Here is a 17,789-nt window from a genome sequence, read left to right as displayed (position 1 = left end):
TCTTCCAGTCGAGGGCCGCCCCAGCAGGGTCGGCCCTCGACTGCGTTAGCGTCCTTGGCGGACGCAATGAGGAAGGATGTACCCGTGAGTACAGGACCGCAGGGCGAGGATCGCCCCCGTCGTAACGAGGACCGCGCCGAGCGTGGGCAGGGGCGCGGCGACGCCCGCCGCGACGACCGTCCCCGGGGCGACCGCGACGACCGCTCGGGCGGTCCGCGGGGCGGCTTCCGCGGCGGCGACCGCCGTGAGGGTGGCTTCCGCCGCGACGACCGTGACGGCGGCTCCCGCGGCGGCGAGCGGCGCGAGGGTGGCTTCCGCCGCGACGACCGCGACGCCGGCCCTCGGGGCGGCAACGCCGGCGGTGACCGTCGTGAGGGTGGTTTCCGTGGCGGCTCTGCCGGCGGTGACCGTCGTGAGGGTGGTTTCCGTGGCGGCTCTGCCGGCGGTGACCGTCGTGAGGGTGGTTTCCGTGGCGGCTCTGCCGGCGGTGACCGTCGTGAGGGTGGTTTCCGTGGCGGCTCTGCCGGCGGTGACCGTCGTGAGGGCGGTTTCCGTGGCGGCTCTGCCGGCGGTGACCGTCGTGAGGGCGGTTTCCGTGGCGGCTCTGCCGGCGGTGACCGTCGTGAGGGCGGTTTCCGTGGCGGCTCTGCCGGTGGCGACCGTCGTGAGGGTGGTTTCCGTGGTGGCGACCGCGAGGGCGGCTTCCGCGGCGGAGAGCGCCGCGAAGGCGGCTTCCGTGGTGGCGACCGCGAGGGCGGCTTCCGCGGCGGAGAGCGCCGCGAAGGCGGCTTCCGTGGTGGCGACCGTGAGGGCGGCTTCCGTGGGGGCGACCGCCGCGAAGGTGGTTTCCGTGGTGGCGACCGTGAGGGTGGCTTCCGTGGCGGTGAGCGCCGAGAGGGCGGTTTCCGTGGCGGCGAGCGCCGCGAGGGCGGCTTCGGTGGCGAGCGCCGCGAGGGCTTCCGCGGCGGCGACCGTCGTGAAGGTGGTTTCCGTGGCGGCGACCGCGAGGGCGGCTTCCGCGGCGGGGACCGTCGTGAAGGTGGCTTCCGTGGCGGTGAGCGCCCTGGCGGCTCCGCCGCCGGCGACCGTCGTGAGGGCGGCTTCCGTGGTGGCGACCGCGAGGGCGGCTTCCGTGGGGGCGACCGTCGTGAGGGTGGTTTCCGTGGTGGCGACCGTGAGGGTGGCTTCCGTGGTGGTGACCGCCGTGAAGGTGGCTTCCGTGGTGGCGATCGCGAGGGCGGCTTCCGCAGTGGCGAGCGTCGTGAGGGTGGTTTCCGTGGTGGCGACCGTGAGGGCGGCTTCCGTGGCGGTGAGCGCCGTGAGGGCGGCTTCCGTGGCGGCGAGCGCCGCGAGGGTGGCTTCCGTGGTGGCGATCGCGAGGGCGGCTTCCGTGGCGGTGAGCGCCGTGAGGGCGGCTTCCGTGGCGGCGAGCGCGAGGGCGGCTTCCGCGGTGGCGAGCGCCGCGAGGGCGGCTTCCGTGGCGGTGAGCGCCGCGAGGGTGGCTTCGGTGGCGAGCGCCGCGAAGGTTTCCGCCGCGACGACCACGTAGGCGGGTCCCGTGGCGGTGAGCGCCGCGAGGGTGGCTTCGGCGGCGACCGCCGCGAGGGCTTCCGCCGCGACGAGCGGCCCGGCGGCTTCCGCCGTGACGACCGCGAGGGCGGCTTCCGCGGTGGGCGCGAGCGTACCGAGCGGGACGGTGAGCGCCGGGGCTACGGCCGGGACGACCGCCGGCCGGACGGCGCCTACCGGGAGCGGCAGGACGAGCGCGTCGAGGGGCGTACGGGTGAGGCGCCGGCGCTGCCGGACGAGGTGGTCGCCAGCGACCTCGACTCGGCGGTCCGCGCGGAGCTGCTCTCCCTCGCCAAGCCGGTGGCGGAGACCGTCGCCCGGCACCTGGTCGCTACCGGCCTGCTGATCGACGAGAACCCAACCGAGGCGCTGGCGCACGCCATGGCCGCGCGCCGGCTCGCCTCGCGGATCGCCGCGGTGCGGGAGGCGGTCGGGCTGGCCGCGTACCACGCGGGGGAGTGGCAGACGGCCGTCGCCGAGCTGCGCACCTACCACCGGATGACCGGGCTGCAGAGCCACCTGGCGGTGCTGGCCGACTGCGAGCGGGCGCTGGGTCGCCCCGAGCGGGCCATCGACCTGTTCCGCGGGGCGGACCGGGAGAAGCTCGACCAGGCCGTCGCCATCGAGCTGCTGATCGTGGCCAGCGGGGCCCGGGGCGACCTCGGGCAGAAGGACGCGGCCGTGGCCATGCTCCAGGTCCCCGAGCTGACCGCCGACTCGACCGAGTCGTGGGCGGCGCGGCTGCGCTACGCGTACGCCGACGCGCTGCTCGCGGTGGGCCGGCGGGAGGAGGCGCGGGAGTGGTTCTCCCGGGCCGCCGACGTGGACGCCGAGGGCGAGACCGACGCCGCCGAGCGGCTGCTGGAGCTGGACGGCGTCGTCATCGAGGGTGACGACGAGGAGGACGAGGAGATCGCGGCCGGTCCGGGCACCCCGGGTGCCGTGCCGGCGCGTCCAGACGCCGACCTCACCGGCAACTCCGACGACGAGGACGACCTCGACGACGACGAGGACGACGACGAAGACGACCTCAGCGACGAAGACGACGACGAGGACGACGAAGACGACGAAGACGACGAAGACGACCTCAGCGACGGGGACGACGACCTCGACGACGAGGACGAGGACGACCTCGACGACGAGGACGACCTCAGCGACGAAGCCGACGAGGACGACGACCTGGACGGCGACGCGGACCAGGACGACGACGAGGACGACGACCTCGACGGTGACGCCCGGCTGCGTGCCGACACGGCGGACTCCGTCGCCGCGGACGCCGCCGACGCGGTGCCGGCCGGCGAGGGCGCCGGGTACCGGGACCGGGACGCGGCGGACCTGGGCGACGACGAGCTGACCGACGCGGAGGCGCGCTCGCTCGCCGCCGACACCCGCGCCGCCGCCGTGGACGCCGCCGGCCCGGACGGGAACACACCGGGCGACGGGGAGCCGGAGCGCCGGTGACCGGGAACACCGGGGACGCGGGTTCCGGTCCGGATCGCGGGGAACGCGACCGGGCCGGAACGGGCGACCGGCTGGTCGACGGGTACACCCTGGTCGTCTTCGACCTGGACGGGGTGATCTACCTGATCGACCGGCCGATCCCCGGCGCGGTCGAGGCGGTCGGCCGGTTGCACGCCGAGGGCCGGGCGGTCGCGTACGCGACGAACAACGCCTCGCGCCGATCCAGCGAGGTGGCCGACCTGCTCACCGGCATGGGTGTGCCGGCCGGGCCGGAGGAGGTGCTGACCTCCGCGGCCGCCACCGCCGAACTGCTGCGCGACCGGCTGCCCGCCGGCGCGCCGGTGCTGGTGGTCGGTGCGGAGGCGCTGCGTGCGGAGCTGCGCGCCGTGGGCCTGCGCCCGGTCTCGACGGTGGACGAGGAGCCCGCCGCCGTGGCCCAGGGGTACGGCCCGCAGGTCGGCTGGTCCGACCTGGCCGAGGCGTCGCTGGCGGTCCGGGCGGGCGCGCCCTGGTACGCCACCAACACCGACCGGACCCTGCCCAGCCCGCGTGGCCCGCTGCCGGGCAACGGCTCGCTGGTGGCGGTGCTGCGCACCGCGCTGGAGCGGGATCCCGACGTGGTGGTGGGCAAGCCGGAGCCGGCGCTGTTCGCCACGGCGGCCCGCCGGGCCCGTTCGGGCCGGACGCTGGTGGTCGGCGACCGGCTGGACACCGACATCGAGGGCGCCCGCCGGGCCGGCCTGGACAGCCTGCTGGTGCTCACCGGGGTCAGCGACGTGGCCGAGCTGTTGGCCGCGCCCGAGTCGCGCCGGCCCGCGTACGTCTCCTTCGACCTGGCGGGGCTCTTCGACCCGGCGGCCGTGGTGCGGGTGCCGGGCACGGCGGACGCCGGCGGCTGGTCCGCGACGGTCGCCGACGGGGGGCTCACCCTCGACGGCGCGGGACGCCCGCTCGACGCCCTCGCGGCGCTGTGCGCGGCGGCCTGGTCGACGGGGGCCGGCCCGCGGGTGCGGCCGGCGTCCCCGGCGGCGGAGAAGGCCCTGGCGGCGCTCGGCCTGGCGGGCTGACCAGCCCGGTCAGAGCAGCTTGCGGAGCTTCATCAGGTCGAACGGGTTCGCCTTGATCGACACCCGCCGGGAGCCCACGGCCTTCATGACGTCGAGCTGACCGTGCACCAGGGCGACCAGGTCGTCGCTCGTGGTGCTCAGCGCGATCTTCGCCTTCGGGTCGTCGCCGTCGGTGAGGTCGACCAGCCGGCCGCCTTCAATGCGCCCGTGGAACGCGGTGTCGAGGTCGGTGATGCGGCAGGCGAGCGTGCGGTCGAGGTCGATCCGCTCCTGCGCCTCGGCGTGCCGGTCCAGCCGGGCGGCCAGGTCCTGCAACGCCTGCCGGCACTCGTCCACGCTGGCCACATCATCTCCTCACACGCGCCACGCCGTTCCCGGCACCGTACCGCAATCGGACGTCCGGGGCGCCCGGTAGCGTGACACCTGCACACCCCGCCCCGCGGAAGGGACTCTGGCATGCAGGACGCGTGGCGCGCCTACCTCGAGCTGGCCATGGGCCTGACGGAGGCGCCCCGGAAGAAGGCTCAGGACGCGGTGAAGCGCGTGGTCGGCCAGGGCGGCGCGACCGCCGCCCAGCTCCAGTCGCTCGCCGAGGAGCTCGTCTCCACCGGAGCGGCGAACCGGGAGGCGCTGACCAAGCTGGTCCGCTTCGAGGTGGACCGCGCGCTGGGCGCGGTCGGCCTCGCCACCGCCGACGAGGTCGCCGAGCTGACCCGCCGGGTGCACGACCTGGAGCGGCAGTTGCGGGAGGCGAAGACCACCGGAGCGCCGGAGACCGGGGCGCGGAGCGCCGGCGCTGCGGAGACCCGCGCGCGGCGCGCGCCGGCCGGTCCCGGCCCGGCCGCCGAGACGGCGGGCGCCGGTGAGGTGACGCCCTCCGGGGACCTGGCCGCCGAGGAGCCCGCCCCGGCCGCCGAGGCGCCCGTCTCGGCCCCCCCTGTGCCGGCGCGGACCAAGGCGGTCGCGAAGAAGGCCGTGGCCAAGAAGGCCATCGTCAAGAAGCCCTCGGCCACCGTCGCGAAGACCCCGGCCGAGGAGTCGCCGGCCGCCCCGGTGCGCCCGGCGAAGAAGGCCGCCGGCCGCAGGCCGACCGGCGGTGCCGAGTCGTGACCGCGCCCTTCCGTCCCGGCCCGCGCCCCGGGCCGCCGCCGGCCGGTCCCCGGCCCGGCCCGCCCCCCGGCGCACGGCCGGCGCCGGTCGAGGAGGTCGGCGAGGCACGGCACCCGGCCGTGGACGCGGCCGTGCACGCCATGATCAACGCCGAGGCGCTCTCCCCGGCGGACCAGATCGCCCAGTACGAGGCGGCGTACGAGACGCTGCGCGAGACCCTGGCCAGCATCGACCAGGCCTGAGGAGAGGCGGAGAACAACCACCGATGGCACGTCGTACCCGGCTGGATGCCGAACTCGTCCGCCGCGGCCTGGCCCGCTCCCGTGAGCAGGCCGCCGCGCTGGTGGAGGCCGGTCGCGTCCAGCTGCGCGGGGTGCCGGCCCGCAAGGCCGCCGCGATGGTCGACCCCGCCGACCCGCTGCTGGTCACCGGCGAGGACCCCGCCGACGAGTACGTCTCCCGGGGCGGTCACAAGCTGGCCGGCGCGCTCGCCGCGTTCACCCCCGGCGGGCTGACCGTGGCCGGCCGGCGCTGCCTCGACGCGGGTGCCTCCACGGGCGGTTTCACCGACGTGCTGCTGCGCGCCGGCGCCGCCGAGGTGGTGGCGGTCGACGTCGGATATGGGCAGCTCGCCTGGCCGCTGCGGAACGACGAGCGGGTGCGCGTCTTCGAGCGCACGAATGTGCGTACCCTCACGCCGGAGGCCATCGGCGGCCCGGTCGACCTGACGGTGGCCGACCTGTCGTTCATCTCGCTGCGGCTGGTGCTGCCCGCGCTGGCCGGTTGCTCCCGGCCCGACGGCGACCTGGCGCTGATGGTCAAGCCGCAGTTCGAGGTGGGCAAGGACCGGGTGGGCGCGGGTGGGGTGGTCCGCGACCCGGAGCTGCGCGCCGAGGCCGTGCTCGACGTGGCCGCCGCGGCGGCGCAGCTCGGGCTGGGCCTGGCCGGCGTGGCCGCCAGCCCGCTGCCCGGGCCGAGCGGCAACGTCGAGTTCTTCGTATGGTTACGCCGGGACGCGCCCGCCGCGGACCCCGACCGGGTACGCGCGGTGGTGGCCGCCGGCCCGCAGGGATCTCCGGCCGCCGGGCCGGTGGCCACGACTGAGGAGGTGTCCGGGTGAGCCGGACCGCTCTGCTGGTGACGCACACGGGTCGTCGGCGCAGCACCGAGCACGCGCGCGCGGTGGCGGCCGACCTCATCGCGGCCGGCTTCGAGGTGCGCGTGGTCGCCGAGGAGGTCGACGACCTCGACCTGCCCGGCGTGGTGCCGGTGACCGGCCCGGAGGCCGCCGAGGGCGCGGAGATCGTGTTCGCGCTCGGCGGGGACGGCACGTTCCTGCGCGCCGCCGAGCTGGCCCGCCCGGCCAAGGCCCCGCTGCTCGGCATCAACCTCGGCAAGGTCGGCTTCCTGGCCGAGGCGGAGATCGACGACCTGGACAGCGCGGTGCGCGACGTGGTCGGGCGCAACTACACCGTGGACGAACGGCTCACCCTCGACGTCACCGCCGAGTTCGAGGGCGGCCCGACCATCGAGTCGTGGGCGCTCAACGAGATCAGCGTGGAGAAGGGCGAGCGGGCCCAGATGCTGGAGCTGCTCGTCGACGTGGACGGCCGGCCGCTGTCCCGCTACGGCTGCGACGGCGTGGTCTGCGCGACGCCCACCGGCTCCACGGCGTACGCGTTCTCCGGCGGCGGGCCGGTGGTCTGGCCCGAGGTGGAGGCGCTGCTGCTGGTGCCGATCAGCGCGCACGCGCTGTTCAGCCGCCCCCTCGTCACCGCGCCGACGTCCACCTTCGTGATCACCGTGGATCCGTTCACCACCCTCGCGGTGCTTTCCTGCGACGGCCGGCGGGTCTACGACCTGCCCCCGGGCGCCCGGGTCACCGTGCGCCGGGGCGCGCTGCCGGTGCGCATCGTCCGGCTCCGGGCGCGGCCGTTCACCGACCGGCTGGTGGCCAAGTTCGGCCTTCCCGTACAGGGCTGGCGCGGCAACCGTCGCTGACCGGCGACTCAGCGAAGACCGGCGCCGGCCGGTTCGGCGTACCCGGCTCCGGTCCCGGGAGGGTTACGGTAGGAGCCTCCCCCGACGGGGCACGCCGCGCCGGGTTCCGGCGAACGTGGCCGGCACCGGGCCGGGGCGGATGCGTTCCGCTCCCGCGGCGGGCGCCCGTCGGGGCCGGTGCCGCCGTTCCCCGGGACGGCGATCGGGGCGTCCGGACTGCGTCGAGGTGGAGTCCGGGCGGGGCGGCGAGGCCGTGTCCGCCCGGACCGCGCAGTCCGGCGGTCGTGGCCCTGGCCAGGGGGTGGTCGGGTCCACGACGGTCGGGGTGTCGGAGGAGTCGCGGCCGGCCGCGGCGGGCGGACGGCGAGCCGCGCCCGGCCGGGTTTCGACCCCGGTCGGGTCGGCCGGATCGGCGAGCCGCCGTCGGAGGAAACGGCGGCTCACGAACCGGGCGGCGACGCACTCGTCTCCGGCACCCCGGCCATCGGCCGCCCGCGGTAACCCGCCCGACACCCGGTGGTCCGACCGTGGTCGTGCCGTGTCCACCTGGCGACATGTCGCCGGTGCGGCGGTCCGAACCTAGTGACCAACGGATGATCTCCGTCGCAGACTCCGGTCGGCCGATCTCCACGAGGGCGGCCTCGGAGTAGAGGAGCACACCGCATGCACCGGTCCCCACGCTGGCTCGCCGCCGGCGCGGTCGGCGCGTTGCTGGTCGGACTCGCCGCACCGGCGTCCGCCGACCCGCCCGCCCGGCCCGCCGGCCCGAGCCCGGCCACCCCCGTCCCGGGCGGCGCACCCGCCCGGATCACCCTGATCACCGGCGACCAGGTCGAGCTCGTCCGGGTCGCGCCCGGCCGGGTCGCCGCGACGGTCCGTCCCGGCCCCGGCCGCGACCGGATCACCTTCCAGACCATCGAGGCCGACGGCGGGTTGCGCGTGCTGCCCAGCGACGCCGTCCCGTACGTCTCCGCCGGGGTGCTCGACGCGGACCTGTTCGACGTGCAGGAGTTGGTCGACGACGGGTACGGGGACGCCACGCAGGGCGCGCTGCCGCTGATCGTGCGCTACCAGGAGCCGGCCGCCGGCCGGGTGCGCCCGCTCGCCGGAGCCAGCGCCGCCCGTCCCCTGGCCAGCATCAACGGCGCCGCGCTGCGGGTCGGCAAGGGTGACCTCGGCGGGCTGTGGACGACGCTGCGCGGCAACCCGGGCGCACGGACCGCCGCCGGCGCGGCGCCCCGGCTCGGCGCCGGCGTGGCCCGGGTCTGGCTGGACGGGCGGACGCACGTGACGCTGGAGCACAGCGTGCCGCAGATCGGCGCCCCGGCCGCCTGGGCCGCCGGCCGGGACGGCAACGGCGTCCGGGTCGCGGTGCTCGACACCGGCGTCGACGCCGGCCACCCCGACCTGGCCGGCCGGATCGCCGAGACGCAGGACTTCACCGGCAGCGGCAGCGCCCGGGACGGGCACGGTCACGGCACCCACGTGGCCTCCACGATCGCGGGCAGCGGCGCCGCCTCGGACGGACTGCGCAAGGGCGTCGCGCCCGGTGCGCGGCTGCTGATCGGCAAGGTGCTCGACGACAGCGGCAGCGGCTACGACTCGGGGATCATCGCGGGCATGGAGTGGGCCGCCCACTCCGGCGCGAAGGTGGTCAGCATGAGCCTCGGCGGCCCGGCCACTGACGGCACCGACCCGATGAGCCAGGCGGTCAACGACCTCACCGTCGAGACCGGCACGCTCTTCGTGATCGCCGCCGGTAACGAGGGCGGTCCGGGTACCGTCGGCGCGCCGGGCGCGGCCAGCGCCGCGCTCACCGTCGGGGCGGTGGACCGCGACGACAACCTGGCGGAGTTCTCCAGCCGCGGTCCCCGGCTCGGCGACAACGGCCTGAAGCCGGAGATCACCGCGCCGGGCGTCGGCATCGTCGCGGCCCGCGCCGCCGGCACGACCATGGGTACGCCGGTGGACGACGCGTACACCCGGGCGTCCGGGACGTCGATGGCCACGCCGCACGTGGCCGGCGCGGCCGCGATCCTCGCACAGGACCACCCGGACTGGACCGCCGCGAAGCTCAAGGACGCGCTGGTCAGCACCACGAAGGCGAACCCCGCGCTGACCGTCTTCGAGCAGGGCGGCGGCCGCGTGGACGTGGCCCGCGCGCTGAGCCAGCGGGTGTACGGCTCAGCCACCGCCGACTTCGGGCGGGTGTACACCGGGGACGCGGTGGCGGAGCGGACTGTCACGTACACCAACGGCACCTCGTCCCCGCAGACCCTGCGGCTGGCCCTGGAGCTGCGCAACCTGGACAGCGGCGCCGCCGAGTCCGACGGCGTCTCCGTCGGCTCCGAGGTGACCGTGCCCGCCGGTGGCAGCGTGGCCGTGCCGCTGCGCGCCGACCCGGCGAAGCTGGACCGCGGGCTGTACGGCGGGTGGCTGGTGGCGACCGGTGCGGACGGTGTGGCGGTGCGTACCGCCGTCGGCCTCACCCGCAAGGGCCCGCTGCACACCGTCACCCTGCGCGCGCTGGACATGGCCGGGCAGCCCGGCGTGGCCACGGTGTTCACCCTCTTCGGCGAGCACTCCGAGTCCGACCAGATCGGTTGGATCCCCGGCGAGGCGCAGGTGCAGGTCGAGGAGGGCCCGTACCTGCTCGGAGGGCTGTTCCAGCACGGCACTCCGCAGCACGAGCAGCGCACCCTGGTCACCGACCCGGAGCTGATGGTGACCCGGGACATGACCGTGGTGCTCGACCCGCGCAAGGGCACCCCGGTGCGGATCGAGACGCCGAAGCCGACCGAACAGCGGGCGGTCATCAGCTTCTTCGAGCACCGGGTCTTCGGCAACGGCCGGCAGGTCGACCACGGCACGATGGAGTTCAGCACGGTCGAGCAGGTGAACGTCACGCCGACCGCGCCGGTGCGCGAGGGCCAGTTCGAGTTCGCCTCCCGCTGGCAGTTGGTCGCCCCCATGGTGGACGCGAAGGTCAGCAACGTCTCCGGTCCGCTGGACGTCAACCTGCTGCGGCAGTCGCCGGCTGTGGACGGCCGGCGGAAGCTGCCGCTGGTGTGGGCGGGCGACGGCACCCCCGCCGAGCTGTCCCGAGCCGGGGTCCGGGGTGCCGCCGCGCTGGTCGCCGGCAGGCCCGACCGCACCGATGAGAGCCAGATCGTCGCCGACGCCGCCGCGGCCGGCGCCGCGATGCTGCTCATCGTCCGTCCGGCGGAGTGGAGTGCGTGGACGGACTGGGCTCCCGACGGGGACCGCCTGCCGATCCCGTCGATGGTGGTCGCGTACGACGACGGGCAGCGGATGATCGCGGCGGCGAAGGCCGGACGCGTGACGCTGGACCTGACGCTGACCGTGAACAGCCCCTACCTGTACGACGTGTGGCAGGTGTCGAAGGGGCGGATCCCGGATCACATCGTGCACGTGGTGACCGCGGACAACACCGCCGAGGTGACCGCCCGCTACGCCGACACCGGCGGGTTCGACTGGGCCGACGAGCAGCGGTTCGGCTGGCGGCCCTGGCAGGAGTACTCCTGGATGGACGAGAAGCGGCTGGTGCGTACCGGCAGCGTGCGGCAGGAGTTCGTCAGCGCCGGGGACAACTGGTGGCAGCAGCGGGTGCTGCACCGCCTCCAATGGTCCTGGGGCCGGCTGATCGGGGGCGCCGTCGCGCCGCCCCGGCAGTACGCCGCCGACGACCGGGTCGCCGAGACGTGGAACGCGCCGGTGATCCGGCCGGCCGTGCCGGCGGGTTCCGGGGTGCCGGTGCCCACGCGTACCGGGGACACCCTCGACCCGCGGGTGGCCGAGTTCGTCGACGCCGACGGCCACTACAGCGCGGCCGGGTTCGGCGAGGAGCAGGACACCGTCGAGCGCCGGCTGAGCCGCGACGGGCAGCAGATCGCCGACCTGTCCGGCGGCTGGGCGCCGGTGCCGACCACCCCGGGCGCGGCCCGGTACCGGCTGGACGTCACCACTCAGCGCGCCTCGGAAGAGTGGCGGTGGGCCACGCGTACCGAGACGGCCTGGCAGTTCACCTCGGCCCGGCCGGACGGTGAGACCGCCCAGCCGTTGTCGCTGCTGCAGGTGGACTACCGGGTCCCGGCGGACCTGCGGGGCGAGGTGCCCGGCGGCCGGCCGCACCAGGTGGGGCTGACCCTGCGCCAGCCGGCGGGCGTACCGGCGCCGACCGGTGTCGGGGTGCGGGTCGAGGTGTCGTTCGACGGCGGACGCCACTGGCGGGCCGTGCCGGTGCACGGCTCGGGCGCCCGGTTCACCGCGATGGTGCCGGCCGGGCGCGGCACGGTGTCGCTGCGGGTGCACGCCGGTGACCGGGCGGGCAACACCGTCGACCAGACGGTGCTCGACGCGTACGGCCTGCGCTGAGCGGACCTCCACGCGGGACGGACCCCCCCCTCGCCCGCGTGGACGTCACCCCCCGTCCGTCCGTGGTGCCCGCCCCTCCGGGTGGTGGGCGCCACGGACGGCGCCACGGCCGGTCGCTGCCGCCGGCACCGTACTCGGGAGGCGGGGCCGGCGGCGGCGCGGCCGGTGGCGGGGTGTCGGACGGGTCAGAGCCAGCCGCGACGGGCGGCCTGGTAGGCCAGACCCGGCCGGGTGTCGACCCCGGCCACGGTCATCAGATCGGCGAGACGCCGCTGCACCGTGCGGCGGCTCACGCCGAGCTGGGAGGCGATGGACTTGTCCGGCACTCCGGCCACGAAGAGCGACAGCAGTCGGACCTCGTCGGCGTCCGGCCGGTACCCGCCGGCCGCCCGGTCCTCGACCGGCGCGGCCGACGAGCTCACCGGCGTCGCCATCAGCCAGTGGCTCTCGAAGAGGGCGACCAGGGCGTCGAGCAGTTGGCTGCGGCCGATCACCGCGGCGGTCGGTTCCCCGCCGCCCCGTTCCGGGACCAGCGGGCAGACCGCCGTCCGGCCGTCGACGACCGCCAGCCGGACGGGCAGCCGGTCGAGGACCCGGGCCTGCTCGCCGGCGCGGACGCCCTGCTCGACGTCGGCCAGGGCGCCCGGTTCGAGGAGCATCTCGCGCTCGTAGATGGCCCGGTAGCGGACCCCGCGGGCCAGCGCGTCGAACTCCTCGACGTTCTCCTGGCCCGGCATGGCCAGCGGGTTGGCCCGGCAGAACCAGAGCACCTCGTCCCGGGCGCCGTTCTGCAGGTCGCGCAGGCGCTCGCGCAGCGCCCGCGCCCCGGTGATCACCTCGACCAGATGGTCGGCGTTGTGCCGCCGCATCCCGGCCCGGTACTCCTCGGTGAGCTGGGTGACCGCCGCGCGCGCCGCCTCCAGCGCCGCCTGCCGGCGCAGCAGCGCCTCACCGAGCGGAACGTCGGGGGCCAGCGGCCGCAGCGGCGCGTCGGGCTCCGGCCCGGCCGGCGGCACCAGTCCCTTGCCGCGCAGGGCGTCGAGCTGGGCGAGGATCTCCCCGGGCGGGCGGCCCAGCCGCCCGGCCAACTCGTCGACCCGCGCGGTCGTGAGCTGCACGAGGCAGCGGTAGAGCCGCTCCTCGTCGGGGGTCAGGCCGATCACGTCGAGCACGGGGCAGAACTGTACGACCCCGCCAGCGGCACCGCGCCGGCTGGTCAAGTGTCGGAGGACGCGTCTACTGTCGGGTGCTGTGCTGGAAGAGCTGCGCATCACCGGACTGGGCGTCATCGAGGACACCACGCTGCCGCTGACCGGCGGGATGAACGTCATCACCGGCGAGACCGGTGCGGGCAAGACGATGGTGGTGACCGGCCTGGGTCTGCTCTTCGGCGGCCGGGCCGACGCCGGCCGGGTCCGGGCCCAACCGGGCCGCGCCGTGGTGGAGGGCCGGCTGCGCCTGGACGGCCGGGTGGCCGAGACGGTGCACGCCCGGATCATCGACGCGGGCGGCGAACCCGACGAGGACGGCTCGCTGCTGCTGAGCCGCACGGTCACCGTCGAGGGCCGGTCCCGCGCGCACCTGGGCGGCCGCGGCATGCCGGTGTCGATGCTGGGCGAGGTCGGCGAGCAGGTGGTGGCCGTGCACGGCCAGTCCGACCAGCTGCGCCTGCTGCGCCCCGCCGAGCAGCGGGCCGCGCTCGACCGGTTCGCCGGCCCGGAGCACGAGAAGCTGCTCGACGCGCTGCGCGAGACGCACACCCGGTGGCGGGCGGTGGTCGACGACCTGGCCGACCGGCGGCGCAACGCGCGCGAGCGCAACCAGGAGGCCGACCTGCTCCGGCTCGGCCTCGACGAGATCACCCGGGTCGACCCGCAGCCGGGCGAGGACGACGAGCTGAAGGCGGAGGCGCAGCGCCTGGAGCACGCCGAGGGGCTGCGCACCGCGGCCCAGCTGGCCCAGCAGTGCGTGGCCGGCGGCGTGGAGGCGGCCGACGACACCCCCGACGCCACCGCCCTGCTCGGCACCGCCCGGCGCACCCTGGAGGCGCAGGCCGGCACCGACCCTGCCCTGGGCGAGCTTGCCGCCCGGCTGGAGGAGGCGGCCACCCTGGTCACCGACGTCTCCGCCGAGCTGTCGACCTACCTGGCCGCGCTGGACGCCGACCCGGCCCGCCTGCAGACCGTCTACGAGCGCCGGGCCGCGCTGCGCGGCCTCACCCGGAAGTACGCCGACGACGTCGACGGGGTGATCGCCTGGGCCGAGCGGGCCCGCACCCGACTGTCCGACCTGAACACCTCCGACGACCTGCTGGACGAGCTGGACCGGGAGGCGGCCCGGCTCGCCGGTGAGGTGGCCGACCTGGCCGGCCGGGTCTCCACCTCCCGACAGGAGGCCGCGGTCCGCTTCGCCGAGCAGGTCACCGTCGAGCTGGCCGGGCTGGCCATGCCGCACGCCCGGATCGACGTGGCCGTGCTGCCCCGGCCGGCCGGGCGGGCCGAGCCGAGCCTGCCGGTCAACGGGGTCGAGGCCGGCGTCGGCCCGGACGGCGCCGACGAGGTGGAGCTGCGGCTGCTCGCCCACCCGGGCGCTCCGGCGCTGCCGTTGCAGCGGGGCGCCTCCGGTGGCGAGCTGTCCCGGGTGATGCTCGCCATCGAGGTGGTCTTCGCCGGCTCCGGCGGCCCGCCCACCCTGGTCTTCGACGAGGTCGACGCGGGCGTCGGCGGGCAGGCCGCGGTGGAGATCGGCCGCCGGCTGGCCCGGCTGGCCCGCAGCCACCAGGTGCTCGTGGTCACCCACCTGCCGCAGGTCGCGGCGTTCGCCGACCGGCACCTGGTGGTGGCGAAGGACACCGGGGGAGCGGTCACCACGAGCGGCGTGCGGGTGGTGGAGGACACCGAGCGGGCCCGCGAGCTGGCCCGGATGCTCGCCGGTTTGCCGGACTCGGATCTGGGTATCGCGCATGCCGAGGAGCTCCTGGCGGTGGCGGCCAAGGAAAGGCGCCCCTGATCCCGAGATTGTGAGCGCAAGCACACCGGCGTGCGCTCCGGTGTGCTTCCCTGGGTAGGCGGCCCTGCTCAGGCATGTCGCGACAGCAAAACCTGCCTCACATGCCAGGATGGTCACGATGCGTCTACCCACGTTGCGCCGGACCCGGAACGCGGAACCGGGCTCGATCCTCGGTACCGCGCGCCTCGACCGCCGGACGAAACGGCTGGTCGGCCGGCTCCGCCCGGGCGACATCGCGGTCATCGACCACGTCGACCTGGACCGGGTGGCGGCCGACTCGCTGGTGGCCGTCGGTGTCGCCGCCGTGCTGAACGCCAAGCCGTCGGTGTCCGGGCGCTACCCGAACCTCGGCCCCGAGGTGCTGATCGCGGCCGGCATCCCGCTCCTGGACGACCTCGGCGAGAGCGTCTTCGAGCAGATCCGCGAGGGCGACGTGGTGCGCATCGAGGGCAACACGGTCTTCGTCGGCGAGGAGCCGGTCGCGCACGGCGCCCTGCAGGACGCCGAGACGGTGGCCAAGTCGATGGCCGACGCCCGCGAGGGGCTGTCGGTGCAGTTGGAGGCGTTCGCCGCCAACACCATGGACTACCTCCGGCAGGAGCGCGACCTGCTCCTCGACGGCGTCGGCGTGCCGGAGATCCAGACCCAGATCCAGGGCCGGCACTGCCTCATCGTGGTCCGGGGCTACGACTACAAGGCCGACCTCGACGTGCTGCGCCCCTACATCCGGGAGTTCAAGCCGGTGCTCATCGGCGTGGACGGCGGCGCCGACGCGCTGGTCGAGGCCGGCTACACCCCTGACATGATCATCGGCGACATGGACTCGGTCACCGACGACGTGCTGCGCTGCGGCGCCGAGGTGATCGTGCACGCCTACCCGGACGGCCGGGCGCCGGGCCTGGCCCGGGTCGAGGGCCTCGGTGTGCCGGCGATCACCTTCCCGGCCGCGGCCACCAGCGAGGACCTGGCCATGCTGCTGGCCGACGAGAAGGGCGCCTCGCTGCTGGTGGCCGTCGGCACCCACGCCACCCTGGTGGAGTTCCTCGACAAGGGCCGCGGTGGCATGGCCTCGACCTTCCTGACCCGCCTCAAGGTGGGCGGCAAGCTGGTCGACGCCAAGGGCGTGAGCCGGCTCTACCGGCAGAGCATCTCCGGGTCCTCGCTGCTGCTGCTCATCCTCTCGGCGGTGGCCGCGATGGCCTCGGCGGTGGCGGTCTCCACAGTCGGGAAGGCGTATTTGGGTGTGGTGTCGGAGTGGTGGGACAATTTCGTGTTCCGGCTCGGCCAGATCTTCTAGCTCCCCGACGATCAAGAGGCTGCAAGCGTGATCAACTTCCGCTACCACGTGGTGTCCCTCACCGCGGTCTTCCTGGCGCTGGCCATCGGCCTGGTGGTCGGCACGGCCGCCCTGAACGGTCCGGTGGCCGACTCGCTCAAGGAGCGGGTCAACGGGCTCAGCAAGGACAACTCGCTGATGCGCCAGTCGGTCAACAGCCTCCAGAAGGAACTGGACATGGAGGAGGACTTCGCCGCCGAGATGGCGCAGGTCATCCTCCCCGGCAAGCTGAACGGCCGGCGTGTCCTGGTGCTCAGCCTGCCCAGCGGCCGGGACCACACCGAGGGCGTCATGAAGATGCTCCAGCTGGCCGGGGCCAACGTCACCGCCCGGATCGACGTCCAGGACAAGTTCATCAACCCGGACAGCAACAACAACCTGCTGGAGCTGGCCGTCACGGCGGCCCGCCCGAACAGCGTGCCCACCTCCGGCCTGCCGGGCAACGGGCACGGTGTGGAGACCTCCAGCGCGCTGCTCGCCAGCGTGCTGCTGGACCGGCCGCAGGGCAGCCCGGCGGTGAGTGACGCGGACCGCCGGGCGGTGGTCCAGCAGTACACCAACTCCGGCTACCTCACGCCGCAGGACAAGATCGGCGGCGCCGCCGAGGCGGTCGTGCTGGTCAGCGGCCAGCCGTACGTCGACAAGTACTCGGCGGAGAAGGACGAGTCGGTGGTGAAGATCGCCGAGCAGTTCGACCGGACCGGCGCGATCGTGGTCGGCGGCATGGGCTCGGCCGGCGGCAACGTGGTCTCCGTGGTCCGGGGCGACCCGGTGCTGTCCCAGACCATCTCGACCGTCGACAACGCCAACACCGTGCAGGGGCAGCTGGTCACCAGCCTGGCCCTGGTGCAGCAGCTGACCGAGAAGAAGGCCGGCCAGTACGGCGTCGGCGACAACGCCAGCGCGCTGCTGCCTAGACTGCCCCAGTGACCGGTCCGTACCGCGTCGCGCTCAACATCCGGATCGGAGGGGTCGCGTGAGACTGGGTCGGCTGCTGGCCGTCGGCGCCGGGGCGCTGGCCGCCCGCTACGTGCTGCGGGAGGTGCGGACCTCGCCGGGTGCGCCGGCGCTGGAGCGCACCAACTTCCGGGGCCGCACGGTCACCCTGGCCGCCGGTCCCGCCCTCGCGGTCGGCGCGGCCACCGCCGGCGCGCTCGGCGCCGGCAGCGCCCCGGCGGGCGCGGCCGCGCTGCTCGCCGGCGTGGGCGCGGGCTCCGTCGGGCTCTACGACGACGTGGTCGGCGCGCGCCCCGACCAGAAGGCCGCCAAGGGGTTCGCGGGGCACCTGGCCGCGCTGCGCGAGGGGCGGGTCACCGCCGGGCTGGTCAAGATCGCCGGAGTGGGCGTGGCCGGGCTCGGCGCGGCGGCGCTGCTCGCCGCCGACCCGCGGGTCGCCGCGCACCCCCGCCGGCAGGCGGCCGGCGCCCTCCGCCGCGGGGTCGACGTGCTGCTCGGCGCCGGCGTGGTGGCCGGCACCGCCAACCTGGTCAACCTGCTCGACCTGCGCCCCGGCCGGGCGCTCAAGGCCGGCATGCTGCTCGGCACGCCCCTCGCCCGCGGCCCGTTCGGGGGCATCGCGGCGGGCGCGGTCGGGGCGGCCGCCGGGCTGGTCCGGGAGGACCTCGACGAGCGGGTCATGGTCGGCGACAGCGGCGCCAACGCGCTCGGCGCGCTGCTCGGGGTGAGCCTGGCCGCGCGCACCGGGCCACTGGGCCGGGCCGGCGTGCTGGCCGTTCTCGCCGCCCTCACCGCTGCCAGCGAGAAGGTGAGCTTCACCCAGGTGATCCAGCGGACCCCGGGGCTGCGGCACCTCGACGAGCTGGGTCGGCTCGCCGACTGAC

General features: G+C 75.5%; 13 protein-coding genes and 1 pseudogene. 11 read left to right on the top strand and 3 right to left on the bottom strand.

The annotated features are described in order from the left end of the window. Positions 1-45 precede the first annotated feature (45 nt). A complete protein-coding gene (locus tag RMN56_RS32580) occupies positions 46-1,947 on the bottom strand; it encodes a hypothetical protein (RefSeq protein ID WP_313721711.1) in 1,902 nt (633 codons plus the stop codon). Here RMN56_RS32580 and RMN56_RS32575 point away from each other — a divergent pair. Further along, positions 1,894-2,572: pseudogene (locus tag RMN56_RS32575) on the top strand (tetratricopeptide repeat protein); the annotation flags it as partial. The gene RMN56_RS32580 and the pseudogene RMN56_RS32575 sit on opposite strands and share 54 nt — an antisense overlap. 529 nt (positions 2,573-3,101) lie before the next feature. Next, on the top strand, positions 3,102-4,097 hold the full coding sequence (locus RMN56_RS32570) for an HAD-IIA family hydrolase (protein ID WP_313724916.1): 996 nt from the start codon (positions 3,102-3,104) through the stop codon (positions 4,095-4,097). A 9-nt stretch (positions 4,098-4,106) separates the two neighbouring features. On the opposite strand, the gene RMN56_RS32565 is transcribed toward RMN56_RS32570, so the two are convergent. Continuing rightward, entirely contained in the window at positions 4,107-4,442 is a 336-nt protein-coding gene (locus tag RMN56_RS32565) for an SCP2 sterol-binding domain-containing protein (protein ID WP_313721710.1), read from the bottom strand. A gap of 111 nt (positions 4,443-4,553) precedes the next feature. Between RMN56_RS32565 and RMN56_RS32560 the strand changes: the two genes are divergently transcribed. The 5 genes from RMN56_RS32560 (at position 4,554) to RMN56_RS32540 (ending at position 11,603) form a co-directional block, all read left to right on the top strand. Then, complete coding sequence (locus tag RMN56_RS32560; protein WP_313721709.1) at positions 4,554-5,207, top strand: phasin family protein; 654 nt, start codon at positions 4,554-4,556, stop codon at positions 5,205-5,207. Continuing rightward, the gene (locus RMN56_RS32555) at positions 5,204-5,449 is read left to right on the top strand and encodes a hypothetical protein (protein ID WP_313721708.1); all 246 of its coding nucleotides are present in this window, start codon (positions 5,204-5,206) and stop codon (positions 5,447-5,449) included. The genes RMN56_RS32560 and RMN56_RS32555 overlap by 4 nt, the downstream gene beginning before the upstream one ends. A 23-nt stretch (positions 5,450-5,472) precedes the next feature. After that, on the top strand, positions 5,473-6,327 hold the full coding sequence (locus RMN56_RS32550) for a TlyA family RNA methyltransferase (protein WP_313721707.1): 855 nt from the start codon (positions 5,473-5,475) through the stop codon (positions 6,325-6,327). After that, a complete protein-coding gene (locus RMN56_RS32545; RefSeq protein ID WP_313721706.1) occupies positions 6,324-7,208 on the top strand; it encodes an NAD kinase in 885 nt (294 codons plus the stop codon). Before RMN56_RS32550 ends, RMN56_RS32545 begins: the two co-directional genes overlap by 4 nt. Before the next feature lie 663 nt (positions 7,209-7,871). After that, the gene (locus tag RMN56_RS32540) at positions 7,872-11,603 is read left to right on the top strand and encodes a S8 family peptidase (RefSeq protein ID WP_313721705.1); all 3,732 of its coding nucleotides are present in this window, start codon (positions 7,872-7,874) and stop codon (positions 11,601-11,603) included. Positions 11,604-11,788: 185 nt separating this feature from the next. On the opposite strand, the gene RMN56_RS32535 is transcribed toward RMN56_RS32540, so the two are convergent. Then, positions 11,789-12,775, bottom strand: a complete 987-nt coding sequence (locus RMN56_RS32535) for a TrmB family transcriptional regulator (RefSeq protein ID WP_313721704.1) — start codon at positions 12,773-12,775, stop codon at positions 11,789-11,791. 79 nt (positions 12,776-12,854) lie between these two features. Between RMN56_RS32535 and recN the strand changes: the two genes are divergently transcribed. From recN to RMN56_RS32515, 4 genes are all read left to right on the top strand, one after another. After that, the gene (recN, locus tag RMN56_RS32530) at positions 12,855-14,612 is read left to right on the top strand and encodes a DNA repair protein RecN (RefSeq protein WP_313721703.1); all 1,758 of its coding nucleotides are present in this window, start codon (positions 12,855-12,857) and stop codon (positions 14,610-14,612) included. Between the two features lie 118 nt (positions 14,613-14,730). Further along, positions 14,731-15,909: a putative cytokinetic ring protein SteA gene (gene steA / locus RMN56_RS32525; RefSeq protein ID WP_313721702.1), complete on the top strand. Its 1,179-nt coding sequence runs from the start codon at positions 14,731-14,733 to the stop codon at positions 15,907-15,909. Positions 15,910-15,936: 27 nt separating this feature from the next. Next, on the top strand, positions 15,937-16,878 hold the full coding sequence (locus tag RMN56_RS32520; protein ID WP_313721701.1) for a copper transporter: 942 nt from the start codon (positions 15,937-15,939) through the stop codon (positions 16,876-16,878). 46 nt (positions 16,879-16,924) lie between these two features. After that, positions 16,925-17,788, top strand: coding sequence for a hypothetical protein (locus RMN56_RS32515; RefSeq protein WP_313721700.1), 864 nt, complete (start codon positions 16,925-16,927; stop codon positions 17,786-17,788). Position 17,789 lies beyond the last annotated feature (1 nt).

Source organism: Micromonospora halotolerans (genome assembly GCF_032108445.1).
Taxonomy (GTDB): Bacteria; Actinomycetota; Actinomycetes; order Mycobacteriales; family Micromonosporaceae; genus Micromonospora; species Micromonospora halotolerans.
The sequence above is the reverse complement of the archived record's forward strand: the minus strand, read 5'-3'. Positions and strand labels throughout refer to the sequence as shown.